12 protein-coding genes are annotated in these 16,275 nt (G+C 42.5%); 6 read left to right on the top strand and 6 right to left on the bottom strand.

Going from position 1 to position 16,275, the window contains the following annotated elements:
• The 5 genes from QUA56_RS30140 to QUA56_RS30120 all read left to right on the top strand — a co-directional run.
• A partial coding sequence (locus QUA56_RS30140) for a response regulator (RefSeq protein WP_333365681.1) occupies positions 1-987 on the top strand: 987 nt, incomplete at its 5' end.
• A complete protein-coding gene (locus tag QUA56_RS30135) occupies positions 980-1,969 on the top strand; it encodes an ABC transporter substrate-binding protein (protein WP_333365678.1) in 990 nt (329 codons plus the stop codon). The genes QUA56_RS30140 and QUA56_RS30135, both read left to right, overlap by 8 nt.
• The gene (locus QUA56_RS30130; RefSeq protein WP_333365676.1) at positions 1,966-4,629 is read left to right on the top strand and encodes an ATP-binding protein; all 2,664 of its coding nucleotides are present in this window, start codon (positions 1,966-1,968) and stop codon (positions 4,627-4,629) included. Before QUA56_RS30135 ends, QUA56_RS30130 begins: the two co-directional genes overlap by 4 nt.
• A complete protein-coding gene (locus QUA56_RS30125) occupies positions 4,619-6,316 on the top strand; it encodes a response regulator (protein WP_333365673.1) in 1,698 nt (565 codons plus the stop codon). The genes QUA56_RS30130 and QUA56_RS30125 overlap by 11 nt, the downstream gene beginning before the upstream one ends.
• A 59-nt stretch (positions 6,317-6,375) precedes the next feature.
• Complete coding sequence (locus tag QUA56_RS30120; protein ID WP_333365669.1) at positions 6,376-7,746, top strand: diguanylate cyclase domain-containing protein; 1,371 nt, start codon at positions 6,376-6,378, stop codon at positions 7,744-7,746.
• A 411-nt stretch (positions 7,747-8,157) separates the two neighbouring features.
• Here QUA56_RS30120 and QUA56_RS30115 read toward each other — a convergent pair whose 3' ends face one another.
• The 5 genes from QUA56_RS30115 to QUA56_RS30095 all read right to left on the bottom strand — a co-directional run bounded on the left by QUA56_RS30115 (position 8,158) and on the right by QUA56_RS30095 (position 13,876).
• A complete protein-coding gene (locus QUA56_RS30115; RefSeq protein WP_333365666.1) occupies positions 8,158-9,822 on the bottom strand; it encodes a mucoidy inhibitor MuiA family protein in 1,665 nt (554 codons plus the stop codon).
• Positions 9,815-10,414: a Uma2 family endonuclease gene (locus QUA56_RS30110; RefSeq protein ID WP_333365663.1), complete on the bottom strand. Its 600-nt coding sequence runs from the start codon at positions 10,412-10,414 to the stop codon at positions 9,815-9,817. Before QUA56_RS30110 ends, QUA56_RS30115 begins: the two co-directional genes overlap by 8 nt.
• A 172-nt stretch (positions 10,415-10,586) precedes the next feature.
• Positions 10,587-11,477: a methylenetetrahydrofolate reductase gene (locus tag QUA56_RS30105; RefSeq protein ID WP_333365660.1), complete on the bottom strand. Its 891-nt coding sequence runs from the start codon at positions 11,475-11,477 to the stop codon at positions 10,587-10,589.
• Between the two features lie 124 nt (positions 11,478-11,601).
• Positions 11,602-12,612 carry a tryptophan--tRNA ligase gene (trpS, locus tag QUA56_RS30100; protein ID WP_333365656.1) on the bottom strand — a complete coding sequence of 337 codons (1,011 nt, stop codon included), beginning with the start codon at positions 12,610-12,612 and terminating at the stop codon, positions 11,602-11,604.
• A 148-nt stretch (positions 12,613-12,760) separates the two neighbouring features.
• Positions 12,761-13,876, bottom strand: a complete 1,116-nt coding sequence (locus QUA56_RS30095) for an HlyD family efflux transporter periplasmic adaptor subunit (protein ID WP_333365653.1) — start codon at positions 13,874-13,876, stop codon at positions 12,761-12,763.
• A gap of 359 nt (positions 13,877-14,235) precedes the next feature.
• Between QUA56_RS30095 and QUA56_RS30090 the strand changes: the two genes are divergently transcribed.
• Entirely contained in the window at positions 14,236-14,463 is a 228-nt protein-coding gene (locus QUA56_RS30090) for a secretion protein HlyD (protein WP_333365651.1), read from the top strand.
• 813 nt (positions 14,464-15,276) lie between these two features.
• Here the strand turns inward: QUA56_RS30090 and QUA56_RS30085 are convergent.
• Complete coding sequence (locus tag QUA56_RS30085) at positions 15,277-16,086, bottom strand: DUF5829 family protein (protein WP_333365648.1); 810 nt, start codon at positions 16,084-16,086, stop codon at positions 15,277-15,279.
• Positions 16,087-16,275: the final 189 nt, after the last annotated feature.

Below are 16,275 nucleotides of genomic sequence, written 5' to 3'. Positions count from 1 at the left end.
CAGGGTCAAATCACTTTGAATGTCTTTCTGGGAGAACAAGAAACCACAGATGTTTTTAATTTGCATTTCCGTATTCGGGATACTGGGGTGGGTATTGCAGCAGCAGAACTGCCAAAACTATTTGATGCCTTTAGTCAAGCTCAAGCTGGAAAAGATCTGCAGGAAGGAACGGGTTTAGGTTTAGCAATTAGCCGGAAATTTGTGCAATTGATGGGTGGGGATATTTCTGTAGAAAGCGAATTAGGAAAAGGTACAAGTTTCCAATTGTATATTCAGACCAAATTGGGTCAAGAAACAAACAGCAAGAGTACAGGAGAATATCCAAGAGTGCTGGGACTGGTACCCGGTCAACTTAGCTACAAAATTCTCACAGTCGATGATAAATCTATTAATCGACAATTACTAATTAAGTTGTTGAGTCCCTTGGGATTTGAGGTGAAAGAAGCTAGTAACGGACAAGAGGCGATCGCCATTTGGGATGAATGGGAACCGCACCTAATCTGGATGGATATGAGGATGCCAGTTATGGATGGCTACGAAGCGACAAAATACATCAAATCTACCACCAAAGGCAATGCTACGGCTGTCATCGCGTTAACGGCGAGTGTGTTGGAAGAAGAAAAGGCGATCGTGCTTTCGGCTGGATGTGATGACTTTGTTCGCAAACCCTTCGTTGAACACACCATTTTTGACGCACTAGCCAAGCATTTGGGAGTCAAATATATCTATGCAGAAACAATATCTCCTGTCTTGGATGATACAGAAACAAGCCCCTTGACATCGGCAGATTTAACCTGTATGACTCAAGAATGGATTAGTCAACTCTACGAAGCTGCACTTGAGGCAAATACTAACCTCGTGTTACAAGTTGTAGGAGAAATTCCCCAAACAGAAACTCGTTTGATAAAATCCCTTACAAAACTTGCCCGTCAATTTAAGTTTGAGCAGATTCTTGATTTAGTAGAACCCCCAAACCGCAATGTCTAAACTACTCAGATACGTTAGTATTTTTGTCATTACCTGCTGTCTGCTATTTGCTTGCCATGCTTCAAGACCAACCGAATTAAAACGCCCTCCCTTGAAAGTAGGATTTACCATTTTTGTTGGCTATAATCCAGTTATCATTGCCCAAAAAAAAGGATTCTTCAAAGCACAAGGAGTAGACGTGGAAATAATTTATATAAATTACAGCCAATTGCAACAAGCAGATTTCAGTGCCGGGAAGTATGATGGTGGTGGATTTGCCTTGGGAGGTTTTATGAGCTTGAGTGCCACAAATCCCGATATCCAAACTGTCATGGTTGTAGATGAAACCACAGGCGCAGATGTGGTAGTTGCACAATCAAAAATTAAAACCGTAGCTGACTTGAAAGGGAAAAAGGTGAGCGCAAATCTAGGCGCATTTAGTGAAGTTTTTGTCACTGAGATGTTAAAAACTGCCAACTTAACGAAGGAAGATGTAAATCTAGTTAAATTCGACGCTTACGAATTTCCCCAACGCTTTAAAAGCAATGAAATCCAAGCTGGACACACTTGGGAACCCTATCTTTCTGAAGCCATAAAATTAGGAGGTCACATCCTATTTACCAGCAAACAAACTCCTGGCTTGATTTTAGATGTGGTTGCCTTTCGCGGTGAAGTAATCCGCGAACGTCCTGAAGATATTCGTGCATTTATTCGAGCATGGCTGCAAGCCGTGACCTACTGGGAAGCAAATGTTGAGGAAGGAAACGCTATCATTAGTAAAGCATTAAATATTCCTAGCAATACACTATCTCTAGAGGGCATAAACCTCACTAATCTTGAGGAAAATAAGAAATTTTTTGACCCTAGCAGCAGTCAGTCTATATACAAAAAAGCTAAGATATATACAGACTTTTTTATTCGCTCTGGCGACGTTACACGCATTCCCGCTATCAAAACTTTGTTTAATTCATCTTTCTTATCTCCTTCTAATGTGCGCCCATGAATCACTCACTTTTAACCAGTATCCGTACCAAGTTAATCGTATCATTTCTTATGGTTGCGCTCATCCCTTTACTGTTGTTAAGTTATCTGAATAAACAGACAACAGAAAAGGCACTAACTGACAACGCACGACAAGCTCTATCTGCGGCAGCTAAGGAAACTGTTAACAGAATAGATGCGTTTATTGATGCTAATCTCAATGCCGTGCGCGTAGAAGCGATTTTACCAGGTTTATCTGCTTACCTGGGCCAAACGGTCGAACAGCGAAAGGATAGTCCTGAAATGCGGTTAGCGACAGAAACATTAATCCGTCTCAGTCGTAAAGATCTGCTCAATATTATCTCTTACGCTTTGCTAGATATAAACGGACGGAATGTTTTAGATACGAATACACGGGATATTGGTCGAGATGAATCCAGTCAAAATTACTTTAGAGAACCTCTGCAAACTCAGCTACCTTTTGTCTCTAGTATGAAGCTATCGCCAAAAATTCCCGATCTAATTCAACTATTTTTTAGTAGTCCTGTTCGCAATGCAAAGGGAAAGATATTAGGGATCTTACGGGTATCCTACAATGCCACAGTTGTTCAGCAATTAGTAACTCGACAAACTGAGCGACCTGGGGCTGAATTATCAGCAATTCTTTTAGATAAAAATTATATTTATCTAGCCCATAGCATAACACCTAAACTGCTTTTTAAATCCATTGTCCCTCTGTCGTCTGATGTCGCAACTCAACTACAAAGCGAAGGGCGTTTATCGAAGGGTTTGACTAAAGAAACTGCTACAAATTTACCCAAAATCAAGCAAGCATTAGATACCAAACAATCATCTTTAATAGCATCCTTAACAGAGAATAATAATCAGGCACATTTGATCGCGATCGCTCGTTTACAATATAAACCTTGGTCTGTGCTTTTTGCACAACCGCTAGCTGTGGCTCTAGCGCCTGTGCAAAAGCAAATTAGTGATGCACTATTCCTATTTACACTAATCGCTGGAGTAGTAACAATCATCGCCGTTGCCATTGGGCAACTACTGACTAAGCCATTGATTTATCTCGCTAATATCGTGGCTGAGTTTACTGCGGGTAACTTAAATATCCGGGTTAAGATTAACTCAAAAGATGAAACAGCTCAACTGGCACGAGCTTTTAATAATATGGCAGGACAGTTACAAACATCTTTTGAAACTTTGGAACAACGGGTAGAGGAACGAACAGCAGAGTTAGTCATTGCCAAAGAAAAAGCCGAAGTAGCCAATCAAGCCAAAAGTACATTTATTGCTAATATGAGCCATGAATTGCGATCGCCCCTCAATGCTATTCTCGGCTTTTCGCAATTGATGGTACGCGCCACAAATATGCCCACTGAACAATACGAGAATGCCGGAATTATCTATCGCAGCGGTGATTATCTGTTAACGCTAATTAATAATGTACTCGATTTATCAAAAATCGAAGCAGGTAAAACCACCCTGAATCTTACAGACTTTGACCTACATATCTTGCTGAATGATTTAGAAGATATGTTGCATCTGCGGGCTAATAATGCCGGATTGAATTTGGTATTCCAGCGAACAGAAAATGTGCCGCGCTATATCTGTACCGATCAAGTAAAACTGCGTCAGGTTTTAATTAATTTACTCAGCAATGCCATCAAATTTACTTCCCAGGGTCAAATCACTTTGAATGTCTTTCTGGGAGAACAAGAAACCACAGATGTTTTTAATTTGCATTTCCGTATTCGCGATACTGGGGTGGGTATTGCAGCAGCAGAACTGCCAAAACTATTTGATGCCTTTAGTCAAGCTCAAGCTGGAAAATATCTGCAGGAAGGAACGGGTTTAGGTTTAGCAATTAGCCGAAAATTTGTGCAATTGATGGGTGGGGATATTTCCGTAGAAAGCGAATTAGGAAAAGGTACAAGTTTCCAATTGTATATTCAGACCAAATTGGGTCAAGAAACAAACAGCAAAAGTACAGGAGAATATCCAAGAGTGCTGGGACTGGTGCCCGGTCAACTTAGCTACAAAATTCTCACAGTCGATGATAAATCTGTTAATCGACAATTACTAATTAAGTTGTTGAGTCCCTTGGGATTTGAGGTGAAAGAAGCTAGTAACGGACAAGAGGCGATCGCCATTTGGGATGAATGGGAACCGCACCTAATCTGGATGGATATGAGGATGCCAGTTATGGATGGCTACGAAGCGACAAAATACATCAAATCTACCACCAAAGGCAATGCTACGGCTGTCATCGCGTTAACGGCGAGTGTGTTGGAAGAAGAAAAGGCGATCGTGCTTTCGGCTGGATGTGATGACTTTGTTCGCAAACCCTTCGTTGAACACACCATTTTTGACGCACTAGCCAAGCATTTGGGAGTCAAATATATCTATGCAGAAACAATATCTCCTGTCTTGGATGATACAGAAACACGCCCCTTGACATCGGCAGATTTAACCTGTATGACTCAAGAATGGATTACTCAATTATACGAAGCGGCACTTGAGGCAAATACTAACCTCGTGTTACAAGTTGTAGGAGAAATTCCCCAAACAGAAACTCGTTTGATAAAATCCCTTACAAAACTTGCCCGTCAATTTAAGTTTGAGCAGATTCTTGATTTAGTAGAACCCCGGAGTGGCAATGAATCTTAATTCTAAAATCGAAAATAAAGGTAATATTTTAATTGTAGACGATCTTCTAGAAAATCTACAATTACTAAGCGATGCGCTCCTCAAACTCGGCTACACTGTTCGCAGCGTTACCAGTGGGCGGATGGCACTGAAAACGGTGAAGGTAAAGCGACCAGATGTGATTCTTTTAGATGTTAAGATGCCTGAAATGGATGGTTATCAAGTCTGTAGAACTCTCAAAGCGGATGCAGATTTTAGCCACATTCCAGTAATTTTCATTAGTGCTTTAGATGATGTCTTCGACAAAGTAACCGCCTTTGAGTCTGGGGCTATAGACTACATCACCAAACCATTTCAAATCGAAGAAGTAGTGGCGCGTCTGGAAAATCAGTTAACCATTCAACGCCAGCAACAGCTTCTGGAACAAGAAAACATTAAGCGCCGGGAAGCAGAAGAGGTACTTTATCAATCGAGGGCTTTACTGGCTAGTGTTTTGAATAGTTCCCTTGATGGTATTGCGGCAATGCAGGCTGTTCGTAATACCGAAACAGGGGAGATTGAGGATTTTCGGTGTTTACTCGTCAACCCCGAGATTTCTAGAGCTTTTAACAGTAGGCGTGAAGAGATGATTGGCAAATTGGTACTAAAAAAGTTTTTGACTAATATCGATCCAAAACTATTTAATTGCTTCGTTAATATTGTCGAGACGGGGGAATCTTTAGAACAGGATTTTTACTATGAATCAGGAAAATCTTGCTGGTTTCACTTCGTAGCAGTCAAGCTAGGAGATGGTTTCTCCATTACTATCCGTGATATCACCGCCCGCAAACAAGCCGAATTTGAATTACAACAACAAGCTAAAAATTTAGAACTTACTCTGCGCGAACTAAAGCGTACCCAAGCCCAACTCATCCAGAGTGAGAAAATGTCTTCTATTGGGAATCTGGTTGCAGGGGTAGCCCATGAAATTAACAATCCGGTGAATTTTATTCACGCCAATCTGATTCCTGCTACTGAATATTTCAAAGATTTATTGTATTTGGTAAAACTATATCAACAACACTTTCCCGATCCCCCGATACAAATTAAAGTAGAAATTGAGGCTATTAACCTAGATTTTATGCAAGAAGACTTGCTCAAACTTCTGAATTCTATGCAGCTAGGAACCGATCGCATTCAGCGAATAGTTTTGTCCTTGCGGAATTTCTCCCATCACGATGAGGCTGAATACAAACGAGTGGATATTCATCAAGGTATCGACAGTACGCTGATGCTCCTCCAAAATCGCCTGAAAGGCACAGCAGAACATCCAGAAATTATCGTGATTAAAGATTATGCTCAGTTGCCCAGAATTCAGTGTTATTCTGGTCAACTAAATCAGGTATTCATGAATCTTCTGGATAATGCTATTGATTCTATTTATACCCAATGTATCGGCGCTCAAGGACAAATAAAAATTAAAACTATGTTTGTGAACAAAAATCAAATATTAATTAAAATATCCGATAATGGTGTAGGAATTTCTGAGGAATTACACTCACAATTATTCGATCCATTTTTTACTACTAAACCCGTGGGAAAAGGTACGGGACTAGGACTGTTTATCTGTCACAAAATTGTGGTAGAGCAACATGGTGGCAATTTATATTGTAACTCGAATTTCGGAAAAGGAGCCGAATTTGTAGTTGAAATTCCCGTTACCAAATAATTGTGGATTGAGGATGCTGAATAAGCACTTACAACTAACTAATTAAAATTGATAAAGATATGAATAATGATTGTCAAGTTGAAAATAAAGGTAATATTTTAATTGTAGACGATCTTCTAGAAAATCTACAATTACTAAGCGAGGCGCTCCTCAAACTCGGCTACACTGTTCGCAGCGTTACCAGTGGGCGGATGGCACTGAAAACGGTGAAGGTAAAGCGACCAGATGTGATTCTTTTAGATGTTAAGATGCCGGAAATGGATGGTTATCAAGTCTGTAGAACTCTCAAAGCGGATGCAGATTTTAGCCACATTCCAGTAATTTTCATTAGTGCTTTAGATGATCTATTCGACAAAGTAACCGCCTTTGAGTCTGGGGCTATAGACTACATCACCAAACCATTTCAAATCGAAGAAGTAGTGGCGCGTCTGGAAAATCAGTTAACCATTCAACGCCAGCAACAGCTTCTGGAACAAGAAAACATTAAGCGCCGGGAAGCAGAAGAGGTACTTTATCAATCGAGGGCTTTACTGGCTAGTGTTTTGAATAGTTCCCTTGATGGTATTGCGGCAATGCAGGCTGTCCGCAGTCCCGAAACAGGGGAGATTAAGGATTTTCGGTGTTTACTCGTCAACCCCGTGATTGCTAGAGCTTTTAAAAGCAGTCGTGAAGAGATGATTGGCAAATTGGTACTAAAAAAGTTTTTGACTAATATCGATCCAAAACTATTTAATTGCTTCGTTAATATTGTCGAGACGGGGGAATCTTTAGAACAGGATTTTTACTATGAATCAGGAAAATCTTGCTGGTTGCATTTCGTAGCAGTCAAGCTAGGAGATGGTTTTTCCGTTACTGTCCGTGATATTACCGCCCGCAAACAAATAGAATTGGCTCTCCAAGATGCCAATCAAAAATTAAAAGAACTGGCAAATCTAGATGGTTTGACTCAGGTGGCTAACCGTCGCTGTTTCAACAGTCGCCTTCAAAGTGAATGGCAACGCCTAGGGCCAGAAAAGCAGCCACTTTCTCTAATTTTATTTGACGTTGATAAATTCAAATCCTATAACGACTACTACGGTCATCTGGCTGGGGATGATTGCTTAATTAGAATAGGGCAAACATTACAAAAAGTAGTCCGTCGTCCCACCGATTTAGCAGCGCGTTACGGTGGAGAAGAATTTGTGGTACTTCTGGCGAATACGGATTTAAAAGGAGGGATTAAGGTGGCACAAAACATTCAGCAAGGAATTCACGATCAGGCGATTCCCCATGCACAGTCTGACGTGAAGGAGATCGTCACAGTCAGTTTGGGTATTGCCTCACTCATACCCGCCTTGGAAGTTCAACCAGATACACTGGTAGCCTCTGCAGACAAAGCTTTGTACGATGCTAAACAACAGGGGCGCGATCGCTGGAGTACAAATTGTTGAAAAATCGGGGCGTTTTTTTGAGGAAGGGGGAATTATACCGTTAGACAAGACTTTTCGCCAGTTGTAATTCATCCTGGTTTTTTGTTGATAGTCAGATCGTCAAATTTTTGATAAGTAATACCAATTGGAAATATAGCCTTTCTTAAAAAGATGAGGTATGATTGACAGATTATATAACCACTTAAACGTATAGGGCTGAAGCCCAACTACGTACCTCATCTTTCTGAGAACGGCTATAGTCTTGCTGCAATTACCAATCTTATACAAATTATCTTTAATTTGCACAACCCCCCGCCGGACACGGCAGTGCCGTTTCCCTACATACGATTGCCTATAATTTCTATGTAGCAATATTTTTCATCATTAGTATAAGCTGTAGCTGGCGTTACAGATTAAGAGTGTAAATCCTAATTAAATATCTAAACCCGTGACTGCTAAATCTGGAGGATGTTCGACAACAAACTGATAATATAACTCTTGCTTTGCTTGCGGCGGCAGAGACATTATCCATTCCAGCAGTCCCATTTCACCTGCTACTATCTTCGGATTAGTGAGAGTCGATCGCACTTTGATTTGTTCATTGCGGCTGACTGGCAATTGCTCTTTTAGTGTCAGGTGTACCTGCACCTGCTGCAAGTTTGTCACATTTAATCGATAAGCGTAACTCGTCCGCCGCTGCTGGCCGATCAGTTTTTTATCTACTTGTCTTTCTACTAATTCCCGCTCTATTTTTAGCCCTTCATCTATTCCTAAATTAAGCTTGAATTCTTCACCGGGCGAAATATTTTCTAACTGTACAGTACCGACAAAAGTGTTGTCGCGAAAGATATTTGCTTTACCGGGTAGCAGAGTTGCACCTGTCATCGGATTGATTACAATTGCTTGCAAATAAGCAAAACTGACTAAACGCGGAACGGCGATGTATTGAGGTTTAGAGGGATAATTTTCGCTGAAAATCGTCACTTTGTGCGGTGTACCGTCGCTGGGAATATTGGTATTTCCGCCTACTTGAAATGAGACAGTGCCTCCTTCTGTTGATACTTTGGCTGTGGCTGTTGTAGCGTCTATGGGTGCGGGTGCGGCAGCAGCAGGGGGCATAGCCATCATTGCAAATTGTGCCTCGTCTTCCATCTCTAATTCCATATAGTCTCTTTCCATTTCTGCTTCCGCAGTCGGTCGGGTTTGTTTCATCAAAATTTGTCGGGATCGAGCAGATTTTGGGTGAAAAATATCGATAAACCAGGGTTGGAGTTTTGGTGGCAAAGTTCCCATTCCGGGTTTAGCTGTGGATAAAGTCAGCGCTACTCCCGCCCAATCTTCGCCTGTATTTTGATTGACTTCGGCTAGGTAATTGAGATTGATTTGGTTGTTGGTAGTATTTACTCGCAAGTCGTAAAGGGGAGTCCAATAAGCTCGCGTGACTGCATAGGAAACTTCTAGTTCAAAATTGCCGCTGCCGCTGGTTTCTATGGCAACAATGATGTTAAAACTTTGCTGGGAATGGGGAGTTTGTACTTGCCACAACTGCTGCCGTAAAGCTTCTATTTGCTTGTCTAATTCGCCCTGCTGTCTTTCGTATTGAGCGATCGCACTTACATATTTTAGGTAATTGGTTCCTAAAAAGTTGATCAATTCGCCTGTTTCGTTTAAACCTACCTGCTGTTTGGCGATGCTGCTGGAAAAGGAACCGACGCTTTTTTCGCTTAAACCTTCAACAAATTTGAGCTGAATTTTTCTAGCCGCTAACTTGTCTTCTATTGCCCGTTTTTGAGTTTCTAATTCTTGGATTTGTTGGGTTAATTCGGCAGTGCGATCGCCCGCAGGTTCGCTGCTAAACACTGTTTCGGTTCGCACTCCCAGCAATCGCACTGCAACTGTACCCGCACCCGTGGCCCTGACTGACTCTGTTTCGAGGGTTGCGGGGAGAGAGGCGATCGCCAATTCTCGCTCGTTTCCCGTCAAAGCCACCGTACCGCGCCGAGTCACCAAAGCGCGATCGGTATAAACAGTAACTTCTGATATGCGAGTATCCAGTGTTTTGATATTATCATGATTGAGTAAATACGAATCAGTCATTGCTACTAATGCCTTTACGAAACTCTTTTAGTGCTTCCAATGGCGACGCAAATAAAATGCAACGCTTCAACAAAGATAAGTCTAATTCTGGCAGCAATTCGCTGCTAGCAATCGGCTCATAACCCTGCTCTCGCAAGCGGTAAAGTTGCAGCGTTCCGTCTTCCCAAAACCATACTTCAGGCACACCCATCAGCCGATATTTCTGAAGTTTAATCGGGCTGCCGCTAATAATCACCACCTCAATGCACAAGTCAGGAACATCCTTATCTGTCCCGAAACAATAAGACAAATCTGACTGATATTCGACAACACCTTCAATTATCTGGCTATAACTGCCACTGGGAAAAAACTCAACTTCCTTTACTTCAAAATTATAGAGCAAAAGCAATCCTGCAATTATGGATTGAACCGCCTCATGAGGTTTACTAATTCCCACAATTTCTAATACTCCTTCACAGTCAAATAACCGCACTCCCGGCACATCCTCAAAACTAGCTTGAATTGCCTGGAATTGATGCCATGTCAAACCGCGGCAAGTGAAACGCTGTTCGACTGCGGGAGAAGTTGTTGGATTGTCTACAGTTTGAACCATGATTGTTTTATTGATGTTCAAAATGGTAGCAGTGGAGGGCGGGTTTATGAGATTATCGGTATGGGGTATGGTGCGTCGCTGCGAGATTTTCAAGCTTCGGGCGCAGATTGTCGATCGCGACGCACCCTACGGTATCTACGGTATGTTGTTTTTTATTCTTGCTTGTTTAATGTTAGCTCAGTGGCTCGATTCCTGCCAAATCCAAAATTTGAGGAATTAAATCTTCTCGTTTGACGGCCATCATGTGAACTCCTTGACAAATCTGCCGCGCTAGCTTGACTTGTTCGGCAGCAATTTTTATGCCTTCCTGCAAGGGTTCGGGAGCTTTTGCTAAACGATCGATCGTCTCTTGCGGAATGTGAACTCCCGGCACGTATTTTTTAATAAATTCAGCATTTTTAGCTGATTTAAACAGAAAAATTCCTGCTAAAATTGGTTTGTTGCAGCCAGCAGCAATATTGTGCATAAACTTATCTAAAAGTTCAAAGTCTGTAATTAATTGACTCTGAAAAAACTGTGCTCCAGCCTCTACTTTTTTCTCAAATCGACTTTGCAAACCCGACCAACTGGGGCATTGCGGGTCAACAGCAGCACCGACAAATAAATCGGTAACTCCGTCTGTTAAAGGTTTGTCATTCCAGTCTTGGCCGCCGTTCATTTTTTGAATAACTTGCAACAGCCGAACTGATTCCAAATCGAATACACTTTTTGCTTTAGGATGGTCGCCGGCTTTGACTGGATCGCCTGTAAGTGCTAATACATTGCGAATGCCTAAAGCGTGTGCTCCCATGAGATCGGCTTGCAGGCCTATTTGATTGCGATCGCGACAAGCAACTTGACAAATTGGCTCAATTCCGTGCTGCACTAAAATCGCCGAAACTGCTAGGGGGCACATTCGCAAAACTGCGCGACTCCCGTCGGTGATATTAATGGCGTGCACTCTGTTTTTGAGGCGTTGGGCCATTTGAATTGTGTGAGTCATGTCGCCACCTTTTGGCGGGGCAACTTCGGCGGTAATTATAAATTCTCCGGGGGTGGTGCAGGCTGTGCGAAAACGGTTCATGATTATTTGTCTGTTATTGGTTATTTGTTATTTGACAGTTGACAGTTGACAGTTGGCAGTTGTTAGTGGGCAGTTGGCAGTTGTCATTCTTCACCAGTAACCAATAACAACTCACAACTAACAACTAAACAGGTAAAGAATAACCAAAAGCTTTTTTAACTTTAGTTAGAGTTTGGTTGGCAATAGCTTCTGCTTGTTCCTTTCCCCGACGCAGTACCGACTCTAAATATCCCCGATCGTTCATTATTTCCTTGTATTTATCCTGAATTGGTTTGAGGGCATTAATTGTCGTTTCTGTCAGCAAGGGTTTAAAATCTCCCCAACCCATGTTTTCACACTCCGTTGCAACTTCTTCCTTAGATTTGCCGGAAAGCAGGAGATAAAGTGTCAGCAAATTTCTAGCTTCGGGGCGATCGGGGTCGTCAAAAGTCAAACCCCGCACGGCATCTGTTTTGCAGCGCTTAATTTTTTTGGCGATCGTATCTGGGGAATCCAATAAATTAATTCGACTTTGTTCGGAAGGGTCAGATTTCGACATTTTGCGCGTGCCGTCAGTCAGACTCATCACCCTCGCACCGTCAGTCCGAATTAACGGTTCGGGAAGTTTCAAGACTGGGTTTTCGGGTGTGCCGAATTGGTGATTTAATCTGATGACAATATCGCGGGTGAGTTCCAAATGCTGTTTTTGATCTTCTCCAACTGGCACTTTGTCGGCATCGTAAAGCAAGATGTCTGCTGCCATCAACACGGGATAGTTTAGCAAGCCTGCGTTGACATTTTCGCCTTGTTTAACTGCTTTTTCTTTAAACTGAATCATATCTTCGAGCCAGTTAATCGGCGTGATACAGTTGAGCAGCCATGCTAGTTCTGTGTGCGCCGAGACGTGGGATTGCACGAAAATAGTAGAATATTCTAAATCTATGCCGCAAGCTAAATAGAGTGCGGCTATCGTGTAAGTGTCGGAGGCTAGAGTTGCTGGATTGTGCGGTGCGGTAATTGCGTGCAAATCAACTACGCAAAAGTAATTTTCGTACTGACTTTGACCTTCTACCCAGTTGCGAATGGCACCGAGATAATTGCCGAGGTGAAGGTTGCCTGTTGGCTGAACTCCTGAAAGAACGCGCTGTTTGCCCATGAGGAAAGAATAGAATTGAAGTCACATTTCTATATTGACACGTTATTTCAATTTCAGAGCCTCTGATTTTCTGGCGGTTGACTGTTGACTGTTGACTGTTGACTGCTGACTGCTGACTGTTGACTGCTGACTGCTGACAACTGACTAATTACCAATCTGTCAGCAACCTTGCTTTACGCAAAACAAATGTCAGAACAGTTTCTTGGCCGGTAATAATATCGGCTCTGCCCTCCATTCCCGATTGAATTGAATACTGGCGGGGGACGTTGGCTTGGGGGGTTCCGAAGAATTGACCGCTGGCGGATGCAAGCTTTGTTAAATAAGTTTGTTGGGGCTTAATTGCTACTTCGTAATAAGCTGTACCTAAATTATTAGCGGAATTTTGAGGCGCGATCGCATCTGGGGCAATTTCGCTGACAGTTCCTTTTAATGTGCCGTAATCGGGGAAAGGCAAAGCCGAAATCCTGATCTGTACGGGTTGGCCGATTTGGATGCGGGCGATGTCTTGGGATGTCACTTTGGCTTTGACTACTAGGGGTACGTCGCTGGGGACGATTTGGGCGATCGCGCTGCCGGCTTGTACTGTTTGACCGGTATTTTGTACTTCCAATCTGAGAATTGTACCATCAGCGGGCGCGCGGATCACGCTATTTTCGAGTTTTAAGTCAATTTGATTTAGTTCTTTTTTAGCTTGAACCAATTGTTGTTGAATGGACGATCGCTTGACGAGCAAAACCCGCCGACTTCTGCCCAGTCTCTCTGCGACATCCGGCAGCGATGTGGCGAATTTTACTAAAGCGGATTCGACTAATTCCTGTTGGGCGGAACTTTGACTTGGGATGTTTTTAAATTGGGCGCTGGCCAAAATTTGATTTTCCAAGTCGCGCAGTTGCTGGTTGATTTGCTGTGCTGCTGTTTGAGACTGATTAATTATTTCTTGTAACTGCTTTTTTTGAGCGCCCAAACGCGAAGCGTCTACAACTGCGATCGCATCTCCTGCTTTCACGGTCTGATTTTCGCTGACAGCAATGCTTTCGACGGTTCCTTCGGTTGCCGCTTGCACGACGCGCACTTCTCCGGCGGGACGGACGATCGCGTCTGCTTTGACTGTAGCGCTGTATTTGGTGACGCTAGCAAGGGCGATCGCACCCCCAAACGTCGCCACCATCAAAATGCCCCCCAAAGTCGTCCAGCGGCTGACAGGGGGCAAAAACTGGTCGTTATCAAAGGTTTCAGCGGGTGTGGCTTCGGGAATAGGAGACATGGCGGCAATGGGGGTAATGAGGAGTTAAAAATTAAAAAATAAACATGGCGACAAATAAGGAGAGCGCATATTTATTTTTTCACATTTATTTTTAGCTTTCCGGATAGCGCGGATCGGTTTAGATGTTTCAATCAAAATTCGCAGGGTAAAGTTAAAAATCCGCACGAATTCCTTGGATGAGCCGCAAAACTTGGCTAGCAGATCGTCGAGACCGATCGAAAAAAAACCGGGTTCTATTGTGATGGTACGTAAGTATTGAATATGTCACCCAGCCTTTGGCCTTCGCTAAATCTCTCTGAGGGAGATGAAAAAGTCGGGGCTGCAAATTTTTAATTAATTAAATTCCCAAGGAGTTCGTCATGCTTGAAAATCTACAAAATTCGCTATTCACCGAACTAACGGAGGCAGAATCTGCTACTGTCAGCGGTGCCAGTATTACCGCAGGTGTCAGCGGTGCCAGCAGCAACAGCGATGCCAGCAATAGCACGGGTAATGGCGTCAATATGCTATTTTTTGTACCGCAGCCCGGTCAACTTTATATGTACGATCCGATTCGCCAGCGTCCGTACAAAACGCTAGTAGTTTAGAAAAGCGAGTCAGGTTGTGCGATCGGGTAAATTTTGAAAGTTTATCCGTAATATTCCGGAGAACGATCGGCATTTGAGAAATATAGATTAGTAGTTAAACGATACTAGAAAAATTCAAGAGTTTCTAGTTTGTATTCACTCAATTTCATCAACCAAACGGAGTCTATCATGCAAAAAACTACAGACACCTCACTGTTTACTGAAGTCACCCCTGAAGAATCTGCCAGCGTCAACGGTGGCTACTATTATTCGACGAGATACAACGACAACTGTTACCGTGGTGCGACACGTCACATTGTGTACCGCCGGAATTGTGATGGTACTTTCAGAGCAGTAGCTCGCTACTGGTAAAGTTCAGTTGTGTAAAATTCGATGATGTGAATCAATAAAGCACCCTTAAAGCTAGGGGTGCTTTCTTCTATTGATTAGACATCTCCAATAATTCTTGTGGGGAGTAGGGGTTAGGCATCCTGCCTGCCCTGTTGAAACTATGGACAATAATCGACAATTAATTTATCATATTTATACCAATTCTAGCCTCCAGAAAGCAACAATGATGAGTGTGGGTTTGTTTGCGATCACCTGAGCTCCGGGTGCGTCGCTCAAAGATTGTGGATATTCTTTAAGATTTAAGGGTGGCGACGCACCCTACATATAGCAGTCCTAAATCAGTCGCAAAATCGATCGAGATCGGAATCCTTGTAGTGCGAGCATCTTGCTCGCGTACTATTTTTCAAATCATTTAGGATTGCTATATACGGTTGCATGAGTTTTGAGAATTAGTATTAGTCTAGGAGAGCCTGATTTTTTAACTTATTGCTTCAGCGATCCAAACTGCCAAATCGCCAACTCTCCACCCACATTTAACTGTGCATTATCACCGAAAGTGAACTTTCTTTCCTGATGAGCTTGAGCCTTCATCGTGCAAAAAACCTTGCGAATTCGATAACTGGGAGCAACTTTCTGAGATACTTGTAAAGTAAAACCATCAGAACGATAGGTAGTAATATCTCCTACGCAAGATGAGTCATAGCCAAAGACTTGAAGTAGTAATGCTAGTTCCTCGTGTTCCGCTAAAGTCAATTCAAGATGAACTTCTGAAATGTCGTCAAATAAAGAAGTTTCGGAAGTAGCAAGGTTTTTCAGATAAGCAGCACGGTCAAAGCAACCAGCACTGGTAAGCTTGATGTTTTTATAGTCTAAATAATCCTGATGAAATTCCATCAACCACGCATTGAAGGGTTCTGTCTCGGATTTGAGCGCCAAATAATGAAACCAGGGCACTTTTCTATCTTCGGTTTGACGAACTTGCAAACCAGAAAACGTTTTTTGGGCTACTAAAGATTTTAGCTTTTCATCTACAATATCAATCTGTCCTGCTTGTTTACTATTGAAACCTATACCCGAAAAACCTTCCCTAAACCCTTCCGCACCCCCTGGAGCAAAAAGCTCAAGATAGCTATGTTTTCCCCTGAGATAAGTTCCCGCCCAACTCTCTTTATCAGTTTCTACGGTATCTCTGGATATTGTGCAGAATTCTTGGCTGATGAACTCTGATTTGGCGATCGACTCTAGCGTTTCTGTGTCGAGAGTAACATATAAATGGTTAAATTCTATTCCCATGTTTTTACTTTTTGAGCTTTAGTAATACAAATTGTGGAACAGAGAAGATGCCTGTTCATAAAAACTCTTTAACTTAAGTCGCGCCAAGGTATTATATCATGTCCGATCGATTGACCGCGATTCCTACAGTAGGTTGGGTTGAACGAAGTGAAAACCCAACACAATTGGATGTTGGGCGGAGCGAAGCGC

Origin of the sequence: Microcoleus sp. N3A4 (assembly GCF_036701805.1) — a bacterium.
GTDB lineage: Bacteria > Cyanobacteriota > Cyanobacteriia > Cyanobacteriales > Microcoleaceae > Microcoleus.
Note: the sequence above shows the minus strand (reverse complement) of the source record. Positions and strands in the feature narration are given on the sequence as shown.

Excerpts from the sequence above, each read along its gene's own strand:
- QUA56_RS30135 (WP_333365678.1), top strand. The coding sequence starts at position 980 with ATGTCTAAACTACTCAGATACGTTAGTATTTTTGTCATTACCTGCTGT.
- QUA56_RS30130 (WP_333365676.1), top strand. The coding sequence starts at position 1,966 with ATGAATCACTCACTTTTAACCAGTATCCGTACCAAGTTAATCGTATCA.
- QUA56_RS30125 (WP_333365673.1), top strand. The coding sequence starts at position 4,619 with ATGAATCTTAATTCTAAAATCGAAAATAAAGGTAATATTTTAATTGTA.
- QUA56_RS30120 (WP_333365669.1), top strand. The coding sequence starts at position 6,376 with ATGAATAATGATTGTCAAGTTGAAAATAAAGGTAATATTTTAATTGTA.
- QUA56_RS30115 (WP_333365666.1), bottom strand. The coding sequence starts at position 9,822 with ATGACTGATTCGTATTTACTCAATCATGATAATATCAAAACACTGGAT.
- QUA56_RS30110 (WP_333365663.1), bottom strand. The coding sequence starts at position 10,414 with ATGGTTCAAACTGTAGACAATCCAACAACTTCTCCCGCAGTCGAACAG.
- QUA56_RS30105 (WP_333365660.1), bottom strand. The coding sequence starts at position 11,477 with ATGAACCGTTTTCGCACAGCCTGCACCACCCCCGGAGAATTTATAATT.
- trpS (WP_333365656.1), bottom strand. The coding sequence starts at position 12,612 with ATGGGCAAACAGCGCGTTCTTTCAGGAGTTCAGCCAACAGGCAACCTT.
- QUA56_RS30095 (WP_333365653.1), bottom strand. The coding sequence starts at position 13,876 with ATGTCTCCTATTCCCGAAGCCACACCCGCTGAAACCTTTGATAACGAC.
- QUA56_RS30090 (WP_333365651.1), top strand. The coding sequence starts at position 14,236 with ATGCTTGAAAATCTACAAAATTCGCTATTCACCGAACTAACGGAGGCA.
- QUA56_RS30085 (WP_333365648.1), bottom strand. The coding sequence starts at position 16,086 with ATGGGAATAGAATTTAACCATTTATATGTTACTCTCGACACAGAAACG.